25 protein-coding genes are annotated in these 21,104 nt (G+C 30.5%); 7 read left to right on the top strand and 18 right to left on the bottom strand.

Going from position 1 to position 21,104, the window contains the following annotated elements; translation table 11 throughout:
• Positions 1–65: 65 nt before the first annotated feature.
• The 5 genes from trpD to HSX10_RS17900 form a co-directional block, all read right to left on the bottom strand.
• A complete protein-coding gene (gene trpD, locus HSX10_RS17920) occupies positions 66–1,061 on the bottom strand; it encodes an anthranilate phosphoribosyltransferase (protein WP_173589628.1) in 996 nt (331 codons plus the stop codon).
• Between the two features lie 276 nt (positions 1,062–1,337).
• The gene (locus HSX10_RS17915) at positions 1,338–1,904 is read right to left on the bottom strand and encodes an anthranilate synthase component II (RefSeq protein ID WP_173589627.1); all 567 of its coding nucleotides are present in this window, start codon (positions 1,902–1,904) and stop codon (positions 1,338–1,340) included.
• Between the two features lies 1 nt (position 1,905).
• Positions 1,906–3,306 carry an anthranilate synthase component I family protein gene (locus tag HSX10_RS17910; RefSeq protein WP_173589626.1) on the bottom strand — a complete coding sequence of 467 codons (1,401 nt, stop codon included), beginning with the start codon at positions 3,304–3,306 and terminating at the stop codon, positions 1,906–1,908.
• A gap of 280 nt (positions 3,307–3,586) precedes the next feature.
• Positions 3,587–4,156 (bottom strand): YceI family protein, encoded by a 570-nt coding sequence (locus HSX10_RS17905; protein ID WP_173589625.1) that lies wholly within the window; start codon positions 4,154–4,156, stop codon positions 3,587–3,589.
• Between the two features lie 2 nt (positions 4,157–4,158).
• Positions 4,159–4,617 (bottom strand): MarR family winged helix-turn-helix transcriptional regulator, encoded by a 459-nt coding sequence (locus HSX10_RS17900; RefSeq protein ID WP_173589624.1) that lies wholly within the window; start codon positions 4,615–4,617, stop codon positions 4,159–4,161.
• A 276-nt stretch (positions 4,618–4,893) separates the two neighbouring features.
• Between HSX10_RS17900 and HSX10_RS17895 the strand changes: the two genes are divergently transcribed.
• The 3 genes from HSX10_RS17895 (at position 4,894) to HSX10_RS17885 (ending at position 8,175) form a co-directional block, all read left to right on the top strand.
• Positions 4,894–5,211, top strand: coding sequence for a rhodanese-like domain-containing protein (locus HSX10_RS17895; protein WP_173589623.1), 318 nt, complete (start codon positions 4,894–4,896; stop codon positions 5,209–5,211).
• 37 nt (positions 5,212–5,248) lie between these two features.
• Positions 5,249–5,626: a rhodanese-like domain-containing protein gene (locus tag HSX10_RS17890; protein ID WP_254453270.1), complete on the top strand. Its 378-nt coding sequence runs from the start codon at positions 5,249–5,251 to the stop codon at positions 5,624–5,626.
• A gap of 143 nt (positions 5,627–5,769) precedes the next feature.
• On the top strand, positions 5,770–8,175 hold the full coding sequence (locus tag HSX10_RS17885; protein ID WP_173589621.1) for a protein-disulfide reductase DsbD family protein: 2,406 nt from the start codon (positions 5,770–5,772) through the stop codon (positions 8,173–8,175).
• A gap of 3 nt (positions 8,176–8,178) precedes the next feature.
• Here HSX10_RS17885 and HSX10_RS17880 read toward each other — a convergent pair whose 3' ends face one another.
• From HSX10_RS17880 to msrB, 3 genes are all read right to left on the bottom strand, one after another.
• Positions 8,179–9,135: an aldo/keto reductase gene (locus tag HSX10_RS17880; RefSeq protein WP_173589620.1), complete on the bottom strand. Its 957-nt coding sequence runs from the start codon at positions 9,133–9,135 to the stop codon at positions 8,179–8,181.
• Between the two features lie 75 nt (positions 9,136–9,210).
• Entirely contained in the window at positions 9,211–9,756 is a 546-nt protein-coding gene (gene msrA / locus HSX10_RS17875) for a peptide-methionine (S)-S-oxide reductase MsrA (protein WP_173589619.1), read from the bottom strand.
• Positions 9,756–10,208, bottom strand: a complete 453-nt coding sequence (msrB, locus tag HSX10_RS17870; RefSeq protein WP_173589618.1) for a peptide-methionine (R)-S-oxide reductase MsrB — start codon at positions 10,206–10,208, stop codon at positions 9,756–9,758. Before msrB ends, msrA begins: the two co-directional genes overlap by 1 nt.
• Before the next feature lie 235 nt (positions 10,209–10,443).
• Between msrB and HSX10_RS17865 the strand changes: the two genes are divergently transcribed.
• A complete protein-coding gene (locus HSX10_RS17865) occupies positions 10,444–10,872 on the top strand; it encodes an FKBP-type peptidyl-prolyl cis-trans isomerase (RefSeq protein WP_173589617.1) in 429 nt (142 codons plus the stop codon).
• A gap of 88 nt (positions 10,873–10,960) precedes the next feature.
• On the opposite strand, the gene HSX10_RS17860 is transcribed toward HSX10_RS17865, so the two are convergent.
• From HSX10_RS17860 to HSX10_RS17835, 6 genes are all read right to left on the bottom strand, one after another.
• Positions 10,961–11,800 carry a universal stress protein gene (locus tag HSX10_RS17860; protein WP_173589616.1) on the bottom strand — a complete coding sequence of 280 codons (840 nt, stop codon included), beginning with the start codon at positions 11,798–11,800 and terminating at the stop codon, positions 10,961–10,963.
• 69 nt (positions 11,801–11,869) lie between these two features.
• The gene (locus tag HSX10_RS17855) at positions 11,870–12,697 is read right to left on the bottom strand and encodes a universal stress protein (protein ID WP_173589615.1); all 828 of its coding nucleotides are present in this window, start codon (positions 12,695–12,697) and stop codon (positions 11,870–11,872) included.
• 38 nt (positions 12,698–12,735) lie between these two features.
• Complete coding sequence (locus HSX10_RS17850; RefSeq protein WP_173589614.1) at positions 12,736–13,584, bottom strand: universal stress protein; 849 nt, start codon at positions 13,582–13,584, stop codon at positions 12,736–12,738.
• A 781-nt stretch (positions 13,585–14,365) separates the two neighbouring features.
• Entirely contained in the window at positions 14,366–14,617 is a 252-nt protein-coding gene (locus HSX10_RS17845; protein WP_254453269.1) for a hypothetical protein, read from the bottom strand.
• Positions 14,618–14,701: 84 nt separating this feature from the next.
• Positions 14,702–15,046, bottom strand: coding sequence for a hypothetical protein (locus HSX10_RS17840; RefSeq protein WP_173589613.1), 345 nt, complete (start codon positions 15,044–15,046; stop codon positions 14,702–14,704).
• A complete protein-coding gene (locus HSX10_RS17835; RefSeq protein WP_173589612.1) occupies positions 15,043–16,209 on the bottom strand; it encodes a HEPN domain-containing protein in 1,167 nt (388 codons plus the stop codon). Before HSX10_RS17835 ends, HSX10_RS17840 begins: the two co-directional genes overlap by 4 nt.
• Positions 16,210–16,403: 194 nt before the next feature.
• Between HSX10_RS17835 and HSX10_RS17830 the strand changes: the two genes are divergently transcribed.
• Positions 16,404–16,625: a helix-turn-helix domain-containing protein gene (locus HSX10_RS17830; protein ID WP_173589611.1), complete on the top strand. Its 222-nt coding sequence runs from the start codon at positions 16,404–16,406 to the stop codon at positions 16,623–16,625.
• Between the two features lie 559 nt (positions 16,626–17,184).
• On the opposite strand, the gene HSX10_RS17825 is transcribed toward HSX10_RS17830, so the two are convergent.
• The 4 genes from HSX10_RS17825 to HSX10_RS17810 all read right to left on the bottom strand — a co-directional run bounded on the left by HSX10_RS17825 (position 17,185) and on the right by HSX10_RS17810 (position 19,978).
• A complete protein-coding gene (locus tag HSX10_RS17825; RefSeq protein ID WP_367651284.1) occupies positions 17,185–17,715 on the bottom strand; it encodes a UPF0158 family protein in 531 nt (176 codons plus the stop codon).
• 62 nt (positions 17,716–17,777) lie between these two features.
• Positions 17,778–18,626, bottom strand: a complete 849-nt coding sequence (locus HSX10_RS17820; RefSeq protein ID WP_367651285.1) for an IS3 family transposase — start codon at positions 18,624–18,626, stop codon at positions 17,778–17,780.
• Complete coding sequence (locus HSX10_RS17815; protein WP_254453271.1) at positions 18,572–18,883, bottom strand: hypothetical protein; 312 nt, start codon at positions 18,881–18,883, stop codon at positions 18,572–18,574. The genes HSX10_RS17820 and HSX10_RS17815 overlap by 55 nt, the downstream gene beginning before the upstream one ends.
• Before the next feature lie 327 nt (positions 18,884–19,210).
• On the bottom strand, positions 19,211–19,978 hold the full coding sequence (locus HSX10_RS17810; protein WP_173589610.1) for a hypothetical protein: 768 nt from the start codon (positions 19,976–19,978) through the stop codon (positions 19,211–19,213).
• 237 nt (positions 19,979–20,215) lie between these two features.
• Between HSX10_RS17810 and HSX10_RS17805 the strand changes: the two genes are divergently transcribed.
• On the top strand, positions 20,216–20,662 hold the full coding sequence (locus HSX10_RS17805) for a hypothetical protein (RefSeq protein ID WP_173589609.1): 447 nt from the start codon (positions 20,216–20,218) through the stop codon (positions 20,660–20,662).
• Positions 20,652–20,879: a helix-turn-helix transcriptional regulator gene (locus HSX10_RS17800; RefSeq protein ID WP_173589608.1), complete on the top strand. Its 228-nt coding sequence runs from the start codon at positions 20,652–20,654 to the stop codon at positions 20,877–20,879. Before HSX10_RS17805 ends, HSX10_RS17800 begins: the two co-directional genes overlap by 11 nt.
• Positions 20,880–21,104 lie beyond the last annotated feature (225 nt).

Genomic DNA, 21,104 nt, shown 5'->3' with positions numbered 1-21,104 from the left:
GCTTACTGCTTACTGCTTACTGCTTACTGCTTACTGCTTACTGCTTACTGCTTACTGCTTACTGCTTACTGCTTACTCAATTCAATTAATTTATCTAAACTCTGTTTTGCTTTTCCACTAGCAAGAGATTCTTTTGCAAGTTCAAAACCTTCTTTATGAGAAATTTGTTTCGCCGTTGCAATGGCTAATCCTGCATTAGCACAAACAACTTTGTGTTGTGCTTCTGTTCCTTCGTTATTGATGACGCTTTTAAAAATCTCAGCAGCCATTTTTACGCTATTTCCTCCAAATATTTCCGATTGTTGAATTTGTGAAAGGCCTAGATAAGAAGGTTCAAATAAAACTTCAGATGTATTAGAAATCACTTTTGTTTTTCCTGTTAATGAAATTTCATCATAACCATCTAAAGCATGGACAATAGCATAGTTTTTATCTGTTTCTTGATATAAATAACTGTATAATCTTAATAATTCGAGATTAAAAACACCAACCATTTGATTTTTTGGAAATGCCGGATTTACCATTGGACCTAACATGTTAAAGAATGTTTTTACACCTAATTCTTTTCTAATTGGTGCTACATTTTTCATAGCTGGGTGAAATAATGGGGCGTGTAAAATACAGATTCCTGCTTCGTCTATACTTCGTTTTAAAAAGTCGGAATCACTACTGAATTTAATCCCTAGATATTCCATAACATTTGAAGAACCACATGCTGATGATACGCCGTAATTTCCGTGTTTTGAAACGTGAACTCCTGCTCCTGCAGTTACAAAAGAAGATAGGGTTGAAATATTAAAAGTATCTTTTCCATCACCACCAGTTCCACATAAATCAATGGTCTCGTAATTATCTAAATTTACAGGAATACATAATTCTAAAAGTGCGTCTCTAAAACCACGAAGTTCATCGGTGGTAATACTTCGCATCATATAAACGGTTAAGAACGATGCAATTTGACTTTGATTATATTTTCCTTCGGATATGTTAACCAAGACGTTTTTTGCTTCTTTACTAGAGATGTTTTCTTGGTTGATTAGTCTATTTAATATTTGTTTCATATAAATGTTCCGTAAAACGGAATATATTTTTATTTACATTTTTTTCTTTGATAGTTCATTTGCCTTGATGCAAACGAACCAAAAATCACGATCAAAATTAGGAAATTGCTAAAGCACCATTCGCTTTCAGAACTCCGTGCTTAAGGCTGCACCTCGCATCTACGTTCTTTCGCACATTATTTCTGTATTTTGATGTTTCCGACTATGTCGAAATTTGGGATATTAATTTTTGCTGAATTTTGTTTTCTTCCCAATTTATATTTTAATTTTTGCTTACTAATTCTTCACCCAATTCTCAAGAATCTTTTTCCCATCTGGTGTTAATACAGATTCAGGATGATATTGTACGCCTTTTACATCATAAACTTTATGTCTTAGCGACATTATTTGTCCGTTTTCGTCAAAAGAAGTCGCTTCTAAAACGTCAGGTAAATTACTATTAACAACCCATGAGTGATATCTGCCAACTTCGAAGGTTTTGTTTAAGTCATTAAATAAAGTTTCATCAGTAACCGAAAGTGTAATATTGGTAGCGACACCATGATAAACATTTTCTAAGTTTTCTAATGAACCTCCGAAAACTTCAGCTATGGCTTGTTGTCCTAAGCACACACCTAAAATACTTTTAGTAGGCGCGTAGGTTTCTATAATTAGCTTTAATAAACCAGCTTCGTCTGGGATACCTGGTCCTGGTGATAATACAATTTTATCAAAAGCATCGACTTCTTCGATGGTTAATTTATCGTTTCGTTTTACGGTGACTTCACAGTCTAAATCTTCTAAATAATGAACGAGATTATAAGTAAAACTGTCGTAATTGTCTATGACTAATATTTTTTTCATCTTAAATTTCTTCTGCCTGTTCTATCGCTTTTGTTAAAGCACCAAGCTTATTATATACTTCTTGCAATTCACTTTCGGCTTCAGATTTGGCAACTATTCCGGCTCCTGCTTGCCAAAATAATTTATGGTCTTGACTTAAAAATGTTCTAATCATAATGGCATGATTAAAATTGCCATTAAAATCCATAAAACCTATGGCGCCTCCGTAATAACCTCTGCTCGTTTTTTCATATTTTTCTATCAGTTGCATGGCTTTGTGCTTTGGTGCTCCACTTAAAGTTCCGGCAGGAAAGGTATCTGCAACCACTTGCATGGTATCTGTGTTTTTATGAATTGTTCCTGTAACTTTACTTACCAAATGTATGACGTGAGAGAAAAATTGTACTTCTCTATAATTTTCTACAGTAACATTACTGCCGTTTCTACTTAGGTCGTTTCGGGCTAAGTCAACTAACATCACATGCTCACTGTTTTCTTTATCGTCTTTTGTTAATTCTTCAGCTAATTGTGCATCTTTAAGATCATTTCCACTGCGTTTAAAAGTTCCTGCAATAGGGTGGATTTCTGCTTTTCCTTCGCTGACTACTAATTGTGCTTCTGGTGAACTTCCAAATATTTTGAAATTCCCGTAATCGAAATAAAATAGGTAAGGGGATGGGTTAATACTTCGTAATGCCCTGTAAACATTAAACTCGTCTCCAATAAATTCTTGCGAAAATCGTTTAGAGAGTACCAATTGAAAAACATCACCTCTACCACAATGTTTTTTTGCGAGCTCTACATTTTTTTTATATTCTGCATCAGTTAAATTTGATTGAATATCTCCTTTTTGCTTAAAATTGTAAGAAGCATATTTTCTGGTTTGAATTAACTGTAGAATATCGTCAATATTATTTTCGTTATGAAAACAATGCGCAAAAATATAAGCTTCATTTTTCTTATGATCTATGGCGATGATATTTTGATAAACAGCGTAATATATTTCAGGAATAGAAACAGAATTATCTTTCTTAGAAATTGTTATATCTTCAAAATACTTTACAGCATCATAAGCAGTATACCCAAAAATTCCATTATTTATAAATTTGAATTCTTCTTTACAATCAACCTTAAAACGTTGTGTAAATTTGTGAATCTCTTCAACAACACCAACTGTTTCAACAATATTACTTTTAGTGCTTCCGTCCGGATAGGTTTGCGAAATAATATCACCTTCAACTTTTATAGATGCAATAGGATTACAGCATATATATGAGAAATTATTGTCACTGGCATGATAATCACTACTTTCTAAAAGAATACTGTTGGGGAATTTATCTCTAATTTTAAGATAGATACTAACAGGTGTAATGGTATCTGCTAAGATTTTTTTATAATGTGTGTGTAAACTAAATGTTTTCATTTTTGCTGAATTTATTTTCAGTATTTGTTTAAAATAAAAAAAGGCTTGTCGTGAATGACAAGCCTTTTTTTATATAATTTGTTACATAACAAGGATTATTTCACGAACGTAAGTTTGAGAAATTCCACCACCAAGTATGATTTGTATTTATTTTCATAATATATTCAAATATAGAAATCAATTTTCAGATTTCAAACACTTTAAGAAAAAAAGATTCCTGATTTAGTAAATTTTAACCAAAACAGGAACCAAAAGTTGAGTCTTACTTAAATTAAAAGTATTAAAACTTAAGTGTTACGTTTAAATCAAATTCGTCATAAATAGCCTTGTCTTTTAACGTTTCTAAAATTGAAGGTGATTGGTAAGTAATATTATGTTTTGTTCTGTCAATTTTTAAACTTGCAGTAGCCGTGTCACCTTTAACAATCATAGGAAAAGAAATAGCTTCAGTTTCTCCTTTAATTGTAATGTTAGCCTTTACAATATAATCTCCATCTTTTCCAGATACAGAAGTGATTTCAAGAGATGCTGTTGGAAATTCTTCTACGCCAAAGAAATCATCAGATTTTAAATGACTATCTAATTTCCCTTTATATTCACCTTCTAGATCAGTACTACCTAATGATGTCATATCTATAACAAAATTACCTCCTGTTAAAGTTTTACCATCAAAAGCTAATGAGGCACTAGTTAAATTAACAGTTCCTGTATGTTCACCACCTACTTTGTAGCCTTTCCATACTACTGAACTTTCTTTAACTTTTACGGTTTTGTCTTTTATTGTTGTGTAAGACATAAATGATAATGCTAAGATTAATAGCGTAGCAATTTTTGAGTTTCTGTTTTTCATAATTATTTATTTTTTAATTTTATTAAAAGGGTATTCAATTGTGTTAACTCTTCTTGAGTTAATTTTTTTGTGATTTTTTTTTCTTTTGTATCTATAATTGGGTCAACCATTTTTAGAGTTTCTAAGCCAAGGTCAGTAATTATTATTTCAACTTTTCTTCTATTGATTTTACAAATACTACGTTTTACAAATTTCTTTTTAATCAATTTGTCAACTAGTCTTGTAGTGTTACTCATTTTACTTACCATACGTTCTTGTATATCTTGTAAGTTTATAGCATTTCCGTTTTGGCCTCTTAAAATCCGAAGCACATTAAACTGTTCTAAGGATAAATCAAAAGGTTTTAATTCTATTAATAAATCGTCTTTCATCCAAGAAGTTGTCTGAAATATATTTACGACAGTTGCTTGTGATAGAGGGATCTCTAATTTCGTTTTTATAATTTCACTTAATTCTTTCATGTACAACAATTGTATATACAAATGTATGTGTTTTGTTATCATATAAGTTTAATTTTTTGTTAAAATTAATAGGATGCTTTTTTAGCTGAAAAGAAGCATGTGATAAAAATGAACTAAGTAAAATTAATTGTTTGTATATTAATAGATTAAGCTTATATGTTACTTTGTGTTGTTCTTCAATATGTTAAAAATGAGTTTGGATTGTAACACTTCTAGTTTTTTTTCGTCTATATCACAAGGAAATGTTAATTTCGTTAAAAATTAATAAAGAAAAAGATGGCTAATTTATCACAAGAAGAATGGACAAAACAATTAGAAGCAGACGATAATGCTGTTGTTTTAGATGTTAGAACCCAAGATGAAGTAAACGACGGAATGATTCCTAATGCAATACATATTGATATTTATAAAGGTCAAGGCTTCGTTTCTGAAGTAGATCAATTAGATAAAACTAAAAATTATTATGTGTATTGTAGATCTGGTAATCGAAGTGGACAAGCTTGCAATATTATGAATCAATTAGAAATAGAAAATGCATATAATCTTTTAGGAGGATTTATGGAGTGGAAAGGAGAGGTTGTTTACAATGAATAATACGAATAGGATGAATAAAGTATTTATAATATGTTGTTTGTTTTTGACACTAGGTGTTAGTACCAGTTGTTTAGATACTACATTATCTGATGATGATATAAAGTTAATAACAGCTGCGGAAATGAAATCTATTTTAGAACTAGAAAACGTTCAATTAATAGATGTACGAACGCCAAAGGAATATAAAGAAGATCATATTTTTAGTGCGCAGAATATAGATTTTATGTCTCCTACTTTTGATGAAGACATTACAAAGTTAGATAAAAATGAACCTGTAATACTTTATTGTAAGTCAGGAAGGCGTAGTGCTAAATGTGCTAAGAAGATGAAGAAAGCCGGATTTAAAAAAATATACGATTTAGAAGGCGGAATTTCGAAATGGAGACATTCCGATGAAATAGAAATTGAACAATAATCATAATTAAAAAAACGAACTTAATGTTCGTTTTTTTTTATACCATGAATTCTATTCAAATATTCTTAAGATTTTTATAAATTAGACCTTTTTTAAATGTAAGAAGAAATACATCTGCTACATTTGCAAATCAACTCATCATCATGAATATTAAAAAATTACTTTTCTTCTGTCTATTGGCATTTTCATTCAACTTATTTTCACAGGTTTTCGATCCTGTAAAATGGGAAACTAAAACAGAAAAAATATCTGATACAGAGTATAATCTTATAGCCATAGCAACAATCGATTCAGGTTGGCATTTATACTCTCAAAATGTACCAGAAAACGGTCCTATACCTACGGGGTTTTCATTTACAAGAACTAAAAACTTTGAGTTGGTTGGCGATACTTCGGAAGATGAAGGTGTAACTGTTGATGATCCTGTTTTTGAAATGAGAATTAAATTTTTTGGAGATAAAGCAGTATTTAAACAGCGTATTAAAGTTTTAAATAATGAATTGTCACTTGTTGAAGGTGAAGTAGAATTCATGGTTTGCGATGACGAAAAATGTTTACCACCAACTTATGTTGATCTTAAGTTTAATCTTAATGAAGCTGAAGCGGTAGAAGGTGCTAAATCAGAATCAGCACCATTATCATTGGGTTTTGGAGGTGAAGAACAAAATAAAATTTTAGAACCTGTTAAATGGAGTACTTCTGTTGAAAAAATAAACGCTACCGAATTTGTCTTAGTCTCTACTGCAACTGTAGATAAAGGCTGGAAGCTCTATTCTCAAAATGTTGCAGATGGTGGGCCAATTCCAACAAGTTTTGAATATCCATCAAAAGAAGGTGTTGAGTTTATAGGAACTACTATTGAAGAAGACGGAAAAGAAAGTATGGATAAGGTCTTTGAAATGAAGATTAAATACTTTAAAGAGAAGACTGAGTTTAGACAAAAAGTAAAGCTTACTAATAAAGATATTACATCAATTACAGGAGAAGTTGGTTTTATGGCTTGCGACGATGAGCGTTGTTTAGCTCCAACTTATGTAGATTTAGAATACGATTTAACCAATACTGTTGCAGCTACTTCAGATGTAAAAGATACAGCAGATTCAGAAGAAGATGAATCAAGCGAAGGTTTGTGGTCTATTTTTATCATCGCTTTCTTTTCAGGATTTGTAGCTTTATTAACGCCTTGTGTGTTTCCTATGATTCCAATGACGGTAAGTTTCTTTATTAAACAAAGTCAATCTAAAGCAAAAGGAATCCGAAATGCAATTATCTACGGATTATCAATTATTATCATCTATGTTTTATTAGGAACTATAATTACAGCCATCTTTGGAGCCGATGCTTTAAATGCTTTAGCAACCAATGTGTGGTTTAATTTGATATTCTTTTTATTATTAGTTGTTTTTGCTATCTCATTTTTAGGAGCTTTCGAGATTGTTTTACCTAATTCTTGGGCCAATAAAGCCGACAGACAAGCTGATAGAGGCGGGCTAGTCGGTATCTTTTTTATGGCTTTAGCTTTAGCGATTGTTTCGTTCTCTTGTACAGGACCAATTGTAGGTACTATTTTAGTAGAAGCAGCATCTAAAGGAGGTATTGCACCAGTAATTGGTATGTTGGGGTTTTCTACAGCAATAGCATTACCATTTGCTTTATTTGCAGCATTCCCAGGTTGGTTAAATACATTACCAAAATCTGGTGGTTGGTTAAATACAGTAAAAGTTGTTTTAGGATTTTTAGAATTAGCACTTGCATTTAAATTCTTATCACAAGCAGATTTAGTTTTACAATATCATTTCTTAGAGCGAGAAGTATTTATTGCAATTTGGATTGCTGTTTTTGGAACGTTATCTCTTTATCTTTTTGGGAAGATTCAATTACCACACGATTCACCTTTAAAACATATCTCTGTTGGTAGATTATTATTTGGTTTACTAACCTTGACGTTTACCATTTATATGATCCCTGGACTTTGGGGAGCGCCTTTAAAAATTATAAGTGCATTTCCTCCTCCATTAGATTATAGCGAATCTCCTTACGGTGTAGGAAACTCAAAAGGTGGAGCAGTAGCAAGTATTACAGATATTCCAGAAGGCGCACATTTATTAGCACCACACGATATTTTAGCGTTTAATGATTACGAAACAGGTTTGGCTTATGCTAAAAAAGTAGGAAAGCCTGTAATGTTAGATTTCACAGGTTGGGCTTGTGTTAATTGTCGTAAAATGGAACAAAATGTTTGGGTAGATCCAAATGTATTAGCGAGACTTAAAAACGATATTGTACTTATTTCTCTATATGTTGATGAGCAAATTGATTTTCCGGAAGGTGAAGCACCCGATTCTAAATTAAGACCTGGTAAAAAGCTTAAAAATAAAGGACAGATGTGGAGTGAGTTTCAAACTATAAAATACAAAACCAATACACAGCCTTATTATGTGTTAATGGATCATAATGAAGATACACTTATTGAACCTGTTGCTTATACGCCAGACATTGAAGAATATGATGCATGGTTGAAAGAAGGAATTAAAAGTTTTAAAAAATAAAGATTAATTCCATTCTAAATCGCTGCGCTCATTCCAGTAATGATCTTTAGATACTGCAAATGATTTTAATGTTGTGATTTCATCTTCGGTTAGAACAAAATTTGAAGCTTTTAAGTTTTGTTCTAATTGAATAGAATTTGAAGCGCCACTCAATACGACTTTAGGTTCTAAATAATCCATGATAAATCGAAGTGCAATAGCATCATTACCAGTATTATATTTATTTGAAAGTGTTTCTAAATAATTATAAGCTTTATCATAGGCTTTAAATTTATCATACTTAAAGATACGACCGTTTGCTAATCCTTCTTTAATAATTACAGTTTTGCCTTCGTTGATTAATTCTTTTAAAATCTGAAAAGTAGATTGTTCAAATATGTTGAACGTTACTTGGTAGCTGTTAAATAAAGCTTCTCCATTAAACTCAATTTTTCGGGCTTCTTCTATAATTTTTACTTGTTCTGTTCCACTTGAAGAAATTCCGATTTCGAGTTGATATTCTTGTTTTAATTCATTTAATCTAGAGAGTACAGCGTTGTTGGTTAAAACACCGCTATCTAGTGTTGCAGAATGTATTTGATAGATTTTTAAATTAGGTAGTAGGGCTTTAGAGACTTCCCATTGTTCATTCAATTTTTCAATAGAATGTTCTTTAATTTCATGTTTGCCAGAAAACCCAATTTCCCAATTAGCAACATAAGTATAACCGAATTTTGTAGATAAGCAGACGTCTTTATAACCACGAGAGTCATTCCAATTTTGTAAAAACTCTTCACCTAAACCATAAGAAGGAGCAACATCAAAATCTCTAATTCCAAGTTGGTAAGCTTCATCTAAAACTTTAAAAGCTGTATTTCTAAAGGTTGCAACAGATTTATCAATATTAGAATCTGGTCTAATATTTAGATAATCTGGTCTTCCTAAAGCTGCTAAGCCTAATCCTATTTTTGTACTGCTCATTTTCTTATGTATCTGGAGTAAATTTAAAAATTTTTAAACAGATAAGACAGCGATACTATTTAAAATTAGGATCTATTAAGCTGTTTTTAATTTATCGGAATGTAATTTTCTAAGCTTCGCTAATTTAGGGTCAATTACAAAACCACAATAACCATACTCGGGATTATTCTTATAAAAATCTTGATGCTCCTGTTCTGCTTCATAAAATGTTGGAGCAGCAGATAACTCTGTTACAATAGGATCTTGGTAGTATTGTGCAAGTTCTTTAAGTACTATTTCTGCAATTTTCTGTTGTGCGTCATCATGATAATAAATTACAGAACGGTATTGTGTTCCTCTATCACCACCTTGTCTATTTAATGTTGTTGGATCGTGAGTGGTCATAAAGATGACTAAAATATCTTCATAACTAATAACATTAGCGTCAAATGTAATTTGAACAACTTCTGCATGGCCTGTTAAACCAGAGCAAATTTCTCTATACGTTGGTCTTCCAGGAACAGTTCCTCCAGAATAACCAGAAAGGACTTGTTCTACACCTCTTACTTCTTCAAATACGGCTTCTGTACACCAAAAGCAGCCACCGCCAACAGTCACTATTTGTAAATTCTTTGTACTCATTAGGTAGTCTCTGTATCTAAAATCATTGATTCTGAATTTACGCAATAACGCAATCCACTAGGTTCTGGGCCATCAGGGAAAACGTGTCCTAAATGCGAATCGCAGGTATTACACATAACCTCTACACGTACCATCCCAAAAGCGGTGTCTTTTTCGTATTTAATAGCATTTTCTCTTATGGGTTGTGTAAAGCTAGGCCAACCTGTACCGGAGCTAAATTTTATAGTCGAATCGAATAATGGTGTATTACAGCAAATGCAATTGTATTGACCTTCATCATAAGCTGTGCAAAGGTCACCGCTATGTGCACGTTCTGTTCCTTTTTGTCTTGTAATTCGGTATTGTTCTCTTGTTAATTGTGCCATCCATTCTGCTTCTGTTTTTTCAACACGGCGGTTTGGAGTTGGATTTCCTTTTACAGAAAAGTTAATAATGTCTTTCCAAGTTAGCATATATATGAGTTCTTTCTTTTAAATTAGTGAACATAAAGATAGTCGAAATGTTTCTTAATTTCTTACGATTTTAATGTGAGTAATGATTAGTCGATCTACTTGAGGTAAATTACGAGTCTAAATGATAAATTGACGTTAAGTTTTTCTAAATTAAAGAGAAAAACCCGCGTATCATTCTTTATTCTCTATTAGAAACAATAATTTTGCGATTCATTATAATGAAAACAAGAAATTTATGAGTCAAGTAAAAGAAAATGATACGGTAAAAGTACATTATACAGGAAAATTAAAAACAGGTCAAGTTTTTGATAGTTCTTTAGAGCGTGAGCCTTTAGAATTTACATTAGGACAAGGCATGTTGATTCCTGGTTTTGAAAAAGCTGTTATCGATATGAAAGTGAGTGATAAAAAAACTGTAGACATCCCAATGGAAGAAGCTTATGGTGATGTAAGAAAAGAATTATTTCATAAAGTTGAAAAAGCACAATTACCTGCTGAAATTAAGCCGGAAATTGGTTTAGGTTTAGCGTCTAGAGATGAGCAAGGAAACGAGCACCAATTTAGAATTGTTGAGGTAAACGAAGATCACGTTATCGTTGATGGAAATCACCCTTTAGCAGGACAAGCATTAGTTTTTGATCTTGAATTAGTTGAGATTAAATAAGCATCTGCTATTTTAAAATATAAAAAGACCTGTAAATTAAGTTTTACAGGTCTTTTCGATTTAAGAGATTGTTGTATATAATATAATTTTATGATTTCAATTCAGGTATTACTAGAAATGGTATTACCGGATGAAATCCTATTTTCTGAATCACGGGTTCATTCATAACATTTTCAATAAAGCTATGTTTGTAATTTACCATGGCTAAAATATTAATGTTATGATCTTTAACATAGTCTTTTATAATTTGTTCTTTAGAGCCAAAGTTAGGAGCCCAATCAATGCTACTTGGATAATCTTCAAGATATACTTTTAACATTGATAAATTATAATTTTGTTTCTCTGTTAAAGTTTCTTTCGTGTTAATATGCACAACTTTTATTTTTGAATTATATAATTTGGTTAATTCCATTAAAGGCATTAATTCATCTCCATAAAATCTATTAAAATCAGTTGGAAATGCAATCTGTTCTGGTTTTACAAAATTATACGCATCAGGTACAACTAAAACAGGGCAAAGTCTTATTTTGTTTATGATATTAACAGTGTTACTACCAAAGATAAATTCTTTAGCACCAGTAGCACCTTTAGTAGCCATAATTACTAAACTAATGTTACGTTCTTTAATTGTGTCTTCAATTATAGTTGATAAAGATTCTATACTATAGATCGTCTCAAAAGTATGCTCAGAATTTGTGCTTTCAGCTTTAGCTTTTTCTTTTAATTCAACAAGGTTATTTTTAGCTTCTTCTTTTTGTAAATCTATAAAGCTTGAAGTTATATATGTCCTAGATGTATTATTTGTAAAAGACCAAGAGTGTAAAAAGTGAAATGTACAAGATTCATTTGCATATAATTTTAATGCATAAAGTATGGCGCTCCATGAATTATCTGAAAAATCTGTTGGTAATAATATATGATGTCTCATAATGTTTTAAATCCTTTGTATAAACAAAATTAATAATTAACTGTTGTGGTAGAAATGATTTATATCAGTTTAACGTGGAATCACTAAAAAAGGAATTGTAGGATGAAAACCTATGTTTTTTATAATGGGTTCTTTAATAATGTTTTCCATAAAACTATGTTTATAATTAATCATTACCAAGATGTTAATCTTTAGTTCTTTAATAAAATCGGTTATCACTTTTTCTTTTGTGTCATAATCGGTTAACCAATGAAAATTGTAATCGTAATGATCTAAATATGTACTTAGTAATGCTAAATTTTGTTTTTGAGTTTCAGAAATATTATCCTCTTTATTAATATGCATAATTCTAATTTTAGAATTATAAAGATTAGTTAACTGCTTTAATGGTAATAACTCATCTCCATAGGCACGATTAAAATCCGTAGGAAAAGCAATTTGCTCCAGAGTTTCAAATTCATAATCTTTAGGAATAACTAAAACAGGACAGTTTTTAATCTGTTTAATAATGTTAACTGTGTTACTACCAAAAATAATTTCTTTGGCCATACCAGCTCCTCGTGTACCAATAATAATGAGATCGATTTTTTCTTTTAGAATAATGACTTCAATAGCGTGTTCTAAATCATTTGCATTTGAAATAACTTTAAAAGAATGATTTTCATTAATCTTATTTTTTTCTGCCAAAGATTTTAATTCAGCTAAATCTCTCTCTGCATTTTCTGCCATTACTCGTATCAGCTTATTAGACATACTAGACATTGCAGAGACCTTCATTTTAGAAGAATGTAAAAAATGAAATGTACATTCTTCATTCTTATATAGCTTCATTGCATATACAGCAGCACTCCAGGCATTATCTGAAAAATCTGTTGGTAAAAGAATATTTTTTGACATTGTAATTCTGTTGTTTTATATTTTGTGTTTATTTTAAATTAATTTCTAACGGTATTCTGAAAAGCTAACAGTGGAATTTTTAAACCAAGACTTACCTTATCTATAGTAGAAGGAAATAGCATATCTTCTAAAAAAGAATGTTGTGTATTTATCATAGTGATGAGATCAATATCATTTTGTTCAATGTGATTGCTAATCGTAACGGCAACTTTTTTACTGTTTTTAATATTGAAATTCACTTTATTTGGTGATAATGTGTCTTTTATAAAATCTCTATTATCTTCTTGTCTTATTGATAACTTATTGCTTGTGCTAATGTACATAACATCAATTTTACTTCGGTATGATTTTGCTAAAATTGATAACAATTTTAATTCACGTCTTTTATACGGAATAAGAAAATTTGTTGGAAATAAAATTTTCTTGGGTTGTGTATTTGTATAATCTGAAGGAATAGCTAAAACCGGACATTGTACATATTTTAAAACCTGAAATGTCTGACTTCCAAATACAATATTACGTGCGTTAGATTTACCTTTTGTTCCCATGACTATTAAATCTATATTTTGTTCATTAGCTATGGTATTTGCTTCTTCTACAAGAGTGCTATAAGCAGAAATGCTTCTGTAGGTATACTTTGGATTTGGAGCAATTTTTTGAATCTCATTTAATAATTTAGCTAAGTTGTTTAGAGATGAGGTTTTTACCTTATTCAATACATTTTCAAAGACTTCACGAGATACCAATTCATCATGATCATAAAACTCATTTCTATAAGCATGCATTAAAGTAAATTCAACTTTTTGATACTTAAAAAACTCTAAGGCATACTTAATAGCATTTATAGAATTTTTAGAGAAGTCTGTTGGTAAAAGTATGGATAACATGATCTTAGCTTTTATTTATGAATATAAATTTACGAAATAAATTTATTTTAATCTATGATATATGTCAGTAGAAAAATGAAGTAAACTTTTTGTGTTGTTATTCAATTGAGTAGAAATTGTTAAACAATTAAAGGAGATGAAACTTTAGTTAATCATTGTTTTAAACTCGAAAAAAAAAGGTAAGCGATACTCTTATTTTTTTGAAGGGTAAATAATTTTGAAGAAACTAAAGAAGTGGATGCTTAAGAATAGGTTTTTGTCTGAAAAAATAAACCCCTTATGTCTTTTTAGACATAAGGGGTTTTTAATAGTGGAGTCGGAGACAACGACCATAAATTGTACTTTTCAGTGTTTATAATGCTTTCAAAAGGATCTGATTTTATTGGTCACCGAATTGGTCTCGATTTAACAAAATTTAACACTTAAGTTTATGTCTGCATTATAAATTATAATAATTCGGAGCTAATTTTATTATTTGGTATAAGAGCCACATAATTATTTTCTATGACATCAAATAAAAGCGTGCATTATAAGATACTTTAAATAATTATTAAAAAGTATAATTACGGGTAGAAGAGATACTCGAAGATTTTTGAATATCGATGTACATATCCTTACAGTTTAATGAATTAAATAAATAAAATTGAACGATAGGAACCTAATCAAGTTTGGTAATGTTAAAGCCATTAAAAGGTAATAATTTAGAAAACTTAAAATATGTTTATTATAATGTATTGAAGGTTGTTCAATGAATTGATATTTAGTATTCTTTGAAAATATATTAGTCATTTGATCTGTTATCTTTCAACAAAACATTCACATTATCTAAAAACTCACCTTCATCAAAAGGGAGTAATTTATTGGCTAATTGTAAGGTCTTACGAATATCCAATCCATCATCTTCAGTTCCATTAGAGTTATTGACATGACTGGCCATTATACAGACATTAATTAACGATTCAATGGTAATAAATAAATCGAGATAGCCGTCGAACTGTAAAAAGAGAGACTTTAAACTTACCCGTTTGTACATTAGAAGGTTCTAATGTTATTAATTTATTTAGCTGATCTTATCAGCTTTTCAAGGTCTTTTCTTTTTGGTTTCATATCGTCGTATTTAAGGTTTCGGTTTTTTGAGTTCCTGTGCGGAAAGGATTTCAGTGATCTTATCCAAACAGAACATTTGGTCGTGAGGCAAGAGATCAATAACCATCTCTAGTACCTTAGTTACGCTATTTGTTGGCGTCTTATTGCTATGTTTAGGAGATACGAAAACCCCATTGCCATCTAGTGCATAATAGCACAATTCTAAAAGTGCAGAAATACTGCTGGTTATGTCCTCATGGTCAGAGACCTCAAAACTTATGGTCTTTCTTGTTCTATTGCCATGTGGATCTAAACTTACTCCAGGGAAATTTTTAATGTGCTTCTTTATTGCCTTTAATTTCTTTTTTTCTTTCATAAGCTGTTCCTTTTCGGGTTTAAAACTATATCCTTAATGCCATCCAAAACTTCCATTTCATTATGGGGTATCATGTCTAATATATATCCTAAAACTTCTTTGATATTATGCTCTGGATTGGGAATGGATCGTGTAGAGCAGTGGTCTGTATCCATAGCTGTGATACATACCTTTAGTAGATTTGAAATCATGAAGGATGTGTCCAAATAACCTTCAGTTAGTACATCGATAGTATATAGCCCTTTTTTATGAGGGTAGGGTTTTAGGGTTGAAAAGTCATTTATAGAAAGTGAATTAATAAACTTAGACAATTCTGTATCATTTGGCTGAGAAGATTCTTTTTTCGGAATACTAACATCGTTTGGATTTAATTCGTGCTTTATACAATCGTCCAACTTATTTTTAAATAACAACGTGGCTATTAATTCAATTTTAGTAGCTTTCTCTATTATTCTATGAATTTGTTCATTGTTAATATGGTAATTGTTTTCATAACGTGTAGTGATATAAGCATCATCCAATAATTTTAAAAGGTGTTTCTCTTCTTCTATTTCCGTATTGAAAAGATTACCAAGTTCAGCTGAAAATATTTTTAGATATGTTTGAAGCTCTTTGATACTATGACTTTTTCGTTCTTTACCCATTAAAATAAGGGCAGTATAGCGAAACCACAATTCTATATATTGGTGGAGCATAAAAGCCGCTTGAGGAAGATTACTTTTTTCGACAAAAAACTTAACACCATCCATAAACGCAGCCATTTTACAACGTTCTTTTTCGTAAATCGATTGTATCTGATCTAACGTTTTTCCTGTTGCATAATACTCATGAAAACTATCTAATTCTGAATTTGGATTATAGAAGATTTGTTTTTCCCATGAGCAGCCATGAACAAAAAATAAGTTTTCTTCTTTTAACTGGTGATGGGCATATTCAAAAGAAAATATTCGGTATAAGAATTCTGTTTCTTCTTGAAATATTTTAGCAACCATCGCTGATAATTCTTTGGTTAAGGAAGAACAATTTCCTTGCAGTATTATGATTAATAAATGTTTGAGATATTTTCCTCCTTCGTCTTTTGATTTATATACATACCTAATTTCTAAAAGAGATTTTAGTTTGTCTATGATGTGTTTTTGTTTAGTTTGAATTTTAGTATACATAATTCTCTCTCTTTTTTTAGTTATCTAAGGCGATTTTTCATCACTTTACAATAAAAAATAGTATCTATTAATTACACAGTAGTATTGAAAATCATTACTAATGTATTTAAAATAAATCCAAATTCAAAACAAAAGTGTAATTATTTTACACAAGAGTATATACTTTCTATATTTAAATATTCAAAAGATGTGTTATGACTAATCTAGGATTATATTTAATTAAAAAATCCATAAATAAGGCTGAAGTGGCGAGAAGAACAGGTATAAGCAAATCTCGATTGAGTCAATTAAGTGGAAATGAATCAACTAAGTTGCGAGCAGAAGAACTTTATTTAATTGCTTTAGCCATTGATGTGGATCCTGGTGAATTATTGAAGGAGGTTTATAAAGACCTTAAACTTCCTAAAGAATGTTGATCAAAAGATCATTGTGAGCTAAATCTATTTGCTATGTTCATTATATGGTTGGCTAATGATATAAGTGAAGCACTTTATTTTTTTCTAGTTTGATTAATAAGTTTCTTAAATTACTTCTATTCACTCGTTCATAACATAATGAGAGTAATATTTACACCTAAGTTAAAACGAGGGTAATATTTTATTAAACTTACTTTAGTCAATAAAACAAATGTTGGCAGTAGTCCTCTTTAGTCTGAGAAAATTTAAAAAGAATATTCCATATAAGACCTCATTATAACGACCACAGGTAAGTTTAGTAACAACTTTCTTGTCTTGAAATATGACTACAGATCAAAATTAAATTAAGTTGAGAAATATATTATTTAGGTGCTGTGTTGATGCTTGAAAATTCATTAAAGCTTGGAGACATCTTTATGAGCTAATCGAAGCCAAAGGAAAGAATAAAAATCAACATTAATTGCAATGTGTAATAAATTACTGAAAATAGGCTTTTACTATCGCAAAATCAGACTTAATATTTGATGCAGCAGAAGTACGCTAGTGAAAATTAATAGCTTTATTTGTTTTTTGGCTTAGCACTTTGCTGTGCGCAGGCTTTTCTGCTCTCTAATTGATTTTCTACTATTTTTTCCAACTCACTTTTCTTAAATTCAAACCACCTTTGTCTATATTCAGAATGGTCAATTTTATGCTTAAAATTCTGAAATGGCTTTTTATTTTCTAAAATATTTTCCAATTGTGATTTTAGATTTTGGTCAGATAACTGCTCAACAAAAAGTTCCATAATTTTAAACGACTCAAAGGTTTCTAATGTCTCAAATTTTATAAAATCCGTTTTATGTTTTGCCACTTTTTCTAAACTGTCACTAAAAGCCTCTTTAAATTCATCCTCGTCCGAAAATTGTGAAAAATTCGGAATTGCAACAATTTCGTAAGTTTTAGAATTGTAATAACAGTCAAATCCGCAATCCAATTCTTGTGCTATTTCCTTTATTATTTCTGACTGTCTTTTTTTCATTAGATTGCTCTTCTCTGATACTTGTATTATACTGATATAGGTTGACCTTTTTTTTGTTATTATTTCCACGTTCAAAAGATTTTTTTTAAGCCGTTTAGAAGGCAAAAAAATAGTTTGAACTAGGTCTGTTTTTAAATCGCTAGTTCAGGTAAATTTACCTTATTTTTTCGATACGACTTGTATTTGATGTTTGGATTTAAATGTACTTCAGCTGGTTTTCTTAAATCTAGGCTAAAATGCGACCTTAAATTATTATAAATATTTACAGCTTGCTCAGTAATTTGTTGAGCAATATCGGTATTTTTAAGAGTTCTTTTTAATCCGTATTCATATTTTAAAGTTCGGTTAATACGTTCAGCAATCGCATTTTCATAAGGGTCATATTGTTCCGTCATACTCATTATAATTCCGTTATTTTCTGCAAATTCTGTGTATTTAGGGTTGCAATATTGAAATCCTCTATCGGAATGATGAATGAGCTTTTTATTAGGATATTTCCTGTTTTTAATAGCCATAGCGAGTGCATCTTTACAAAGAGATGTTCTCATGTGGTTGGTGAGTTTATATCCCATAATTTGTTTAGAATAAGCGTCTGTTACGATTGCCAAATAATTATGTCCATTCTCAGTTTTAATATACGTAATGTCGCTTACCCAAAGTTGTTCTGGTCGATTAGGAACGTGGTCTTTTACTAAGTTTTTATACTTTCTAAAAAAATGTTTAGAGTTGGTTGTAGTGACATAGTTCTTCCTTTTTTTGATGAGTAAATTATTTAACCTTAAAAAGTCATAGAACTTATCTCTACCGATGTTTATGTTTTGATATGTCATCTCTGTTTTAAGATTGTGATATAGCTTGGTTCCACCAGTTTCAGAGCTCACTTTTTTACGATAGTCTATAACCATTTTGATTAGTCTTTGATGGTCTACTTGCTGTTTTTGTTGGGTTTTGAGTCTTTTGTAGAAGGCTTGTTTACTAATCCCAAAACATTGATAGAGCCATTTTCTTTTAAACGGTTTTTCTTCTTTAGTTCTATCTCTTTTGCTAATGATTTGGGCAATGAGTTTTTTGACATATCAACGCCTGTAATAAGTTCCATATCTGCTATAATATCTTGCTGAAAGTCTTTTACAAACTCCAGTTCTTCAATACGTTCCCTTAGTTTTTTAATTTCATCGTTTTTACTCATACCTGTATTTTCTAATCCAATAAGAAATAGTTGTTCTAGGAACATCATATTTTTTGGAAGCAAAATTTGTAGAAATCTGACCATTCTGAATTTGGTCAACGACTAAAAGTTTGGTTTCTAAAGTTGCTTTTTGGTAGCTTTTTTTCAGCCAGTGTTCTTTTTTTGTTTTCATAAGTGACTATCAATAAATGATGAATTTTTAGTCAACCTATTTCAGGAAAGTACATCGGGTAAATGTTGTACAACGTTTATGTATAAGAATAGTTGCGGGTTTGTATGCGAGGATTTTCCGAAGGAAAATCAGACGTCACAAACACGCAACGACCTTTGATTAAGCACTAAACCGCAATTATTTTTATACGGTGTTGGGCACAGTTATTTATATTCTATTTCCTTCGTTCGTATATAATTTAGTTTGTCATTCTCAATTGATTCTCTTTTTGTCCAATTTTCAAACTTGTCAAATTCGTATTTATATTCTGTTGTTGAAATCAGAGAGTCTTTGCTATTGAATTCTTTAATCTCCATTAAAATACCACAATCGTATTTATATTCAGTATTTCGATTCCGTTCAGGTTTTCTAAAGTCCGATAGTTTGGATTCAGTTACAAATTCCCTGTCGTTATATTTACTTATTTCAAGAGTATTAGTAATTGTGTCATTTGTTTCAACGTCAATGTAGATTTGCTTTAATGAACTTTCTTTTAGTTTGTTTTCAGAATTATATTTGTAACCTCCAATTTGTTTGAATTGAAAAATGTCATTTTTGGATTCAGATTTTGTTTTCAAAAGCAATGTGTCTTTGTAGAAATAATCAACAATAAAATTTGAACTGTCGTTTGAAAGTGTCACAATTTCTCTTTTTATCTTTTTTTGATTATTGTAAATGAATTCAATGTCCATTGTTTCGTCAGCAAATAAATTCCTCTGATGTCTGCTAATTATTTGGTCATTTTCGTTGTATTTCTTTTCGGTAATTACAAGCGTGTCTTGAATCTGATTATTCAGAGAATCATTTTCCACTTTGATTGTGTATTCGGTAATTTGTGTTGCTTTTTGAGTCAGTCCGTTATTCAGCAATTTTGGTTCATTGCAACAACCAATTAAGAATATTGAAAAAAGTAAAATTAGAAGTCTGTTCATTCTGTTTTAATTGTGCCCAACGTTGTTGTGTATGATTAGTTGCGTGTTTAAGCAACTAATTTAGTAAACAAAAACGAACGCGAGAAAATTCCAAAGGAATTTTTCAAATAGGCAACTACCAAAGCAATTAATTATACATGGTGTTAGCCACAGATTTTTATTCAAAATAATAATTCTTGTTTATTACAAAATGTTAAGCTACCTTTACGTAAAGTAAACTTTACAAAAAATAATATTATGTTCAAACTTTTACCAAACCGTTACAAAAGAATAGGGTTGATAATTGCTCCTATAGGTTTTTTACTCTGGATAATAATGCAAATAGGATTTATAACAGAATTTTCGCAATTCATTGGGTTGTCAAATCCAAAATTCCTGAATGTAAGTTCAGCAATTCTTGGATTTTTCGCTTTTCTATTCGGTTTGTTTGCTTTATCATTTTCTAAAGAAAAAGTTGAAGATGAAATGATAAAAAATGTCCGATTACAATTATTTCAGTTTGCAGCTTTGTTACAAATTCTATTTTTAATTATAGGTTTAACTTGTGTTGGTTTTATGAAAAATCCTCCAAAAGATGCAGGTATGATGCTATTTTTTATAATAGTTATATTTACTTTTTGGATTACATATATTATAAGGTTTAATTATATTGTTCATATTGGAATTTATAAGTATGAAAAATAATGTAAAAGCCATAAGAGTAACTAAAGGACTAACACAAGAAGAACTTGCTAAATTACTTGGTGTATCTCGTCAGACAATAATTTCAATTGAGTCAAGTCGTTATGTTCCGTCAACAGTTTTATCGCTTAAAATTTCCAAATTCCTTGATAAAAGAGTCGAAGAACTTTTCGAGCTTGAAAAAAGTGATTTTGATTCGAAGTCAAGTCGGTCGAGTTAATTTGTGGCTAACGTGTTTGTATATGATTTGTTGCGTGTTTCAGCACCTAATTTAGCAAATAAAAACCGAATAGAAAATCCGCAAGGATTTTCGTAAGTAGGCTATAACTAGCAATAAATTATATACGGCTTAAGTTAGCATTTTAATAAAAACACTAAATTTAAGCTATATAATTAGAAAGAACAAAAGAGAGGAATAAGGTTAATATATACGCGGAGACTACAG

The organism is Winogradskyella undariae, assembly GCF_013285155.1.
GTDB lineage: Bacteria > Bacteroidota > Bacteroidia > Flavobacteriales > Flavobacteriaceae > Winogradskyella > Winogradskyella undariae.
The sequence above is the reverse complement of the archived record's forward strand: the minus strand, read 5'-3'. Positions and strand labels throughout refer to the sequence as shown.

Excerpts from the sequence above, each read along its gene's own strand:
- HSX10_RS17900 (WP_173589624.1), bottom strand. The coding sequence starts at position 4,617 with ATGAAAGAATTAAGTGAAATTATAAAAACGAAATTAGAGATCCCTCTA.
- HSX10_RS17850 (WP_173589614.1), bottom strand. The coding sequence starts at position 13,584 with ATGTTATCCATACTTTTACCAACAGACTTCTCTAAAAATTCTATAAAT.
- HSX10_RS17830 (WP_173589611.1), top strand. The coding sequence starts at position 16,404 with ATGACTAATCTAGGATTATATTTAATTAAAAAATCCATAAATAAGGCT.
- HSX10_RS17885 (WP_173589621.1), top strand. The coding sequence starts at position 5,770 with ATGAATATTAAAAAATTACTTTTCTTCTGTCTATTGGCATTTTCATTC.
- HSX10_RS17835 (WP_173589612.1), bottom strand. The coding sequence starts at position 16,209 with ATGTATACTAAAATTCAAACTAAACAAAAACACATCATAGACAAACTA.
- HSX10_RS17800 (WP_173589608.1), top strand. The coding sequence starts at position 20,652 with ATGAAAAATAATGTAAAAGCCATAAGAGTAACTAAAGGACTAACACAA.
- HSX10_RS17815 (WP_254453271.1), bottom strand. The coding sequence starts at position 18,883 with ATGATGTTCCTAGAACAACTATTTCTTATTGGATTAGAAAATACAGGT.
- trpD (WP_173589628.1), bottom strand. The coding sequence starts at position 1,061 with ATGAAACAAATATTAAATAGACTAATCAACCAAGAAAACATCTCTAGT.
- HSX10_RS17855 (WP_173589615.1), bottom strand. The coding sequence starts at position 12,697 with ATGTCAAAAAATATTCTTTTACCAACAGATTTTTCAGATAATGCCTGG.
- HSX10_RS17910 (WP_173589626.1), bottom strand. The coding sequence starts at position 3,306 with ATGAAAACATTTAGTTTACACACACATTATAAAAAAATCTTAGCAGAT.
- HSX10_RS17805 (WP_173589609.1), top strand. The coding sequence starts at position 20,216 with ATGTTCAAACTTTTACCAAACCGTTACAAAAGAATAGGGTTGATAATT.
- HSX10_RS17880 (WP_173589620.1), bottom strand. The coding sequence starts at position 9,135 with ATGAGCAGTACAAAAATAGGATTAGGCTTAGCAGCTTTAGGAAGACCA.
- msrA (WP_173589619.1), bottom strand. The coding sequence starts at position 9,756 with ATGAGTACAAAGAATTTACAAATAGTGACTGTTGGCGGTGGCTGCTTT.
- msrB (WP_173589618.1), bottom strand. The coding sequence starts at position 10,208 with ATGCTAACTTGGAAAGACATTATTAACTTTTCTGTAAAAGGAAATCCA.
- HSX10_RS17905 (WP_173589625.1), bottom strand. The coding sequence starts at position 4,156 with ATGAAAAACAGAAACTCAAAAATTGCTACGCTATTAATCTTAGCATTA.
- HSX10_RS17840 (WP_173589613.1), bottom strand. The coding sequence starts at position 15,046 with ATGAAAGAAAAAAAGAAATTAAAGGCAATAAAGAAGCACATTAAAAAT.
- HSX10_RS17895 (WP_173589623.1), top strand. The coding sequence starts at position 4,894 with ATGGCTAATTTATCACAAGAAGAATGGACAAAACAATTAGAAGCAGAC.
- HSX10_RS17915 (WP_173589627.1), bottom strand. The coding sequence starts at position 1,904 with ATGAAAAAAATATTAGTCATAGACAATTACGACAGTTTTACTTATAAT.
- HSX10_RS17845 (WP_254453269.1), bottom strand. The coding sequence starts at position 14,617 with ATGTACAAACGGGTAAGTTTAAAGTCTCTCTTTTTACAGTTCGACGGC.
- HSX10_RS17865 (WP_173589617.1), top strand. The coding sequence starts at position 10,444 with ATGAGTCAAGTAAAAGAAAATGATACGGTAAAAGTACATTATACAGGA.
- HSX10_RS17860 (WP_173589616.1), bottom strand. The coding sequence starts at position 11,800 with ATGAGACATCATATATTATTACCAACAGATTTTTCAGATAATTCATGG.
- HSX10_RS17810 (WP_173589610.1), bottom strand. The coding sequence starts at position 19,978 with ATGAACAGACTTCTAATTTTACTTTTTTCAATATTCTTAATTGGTTGT.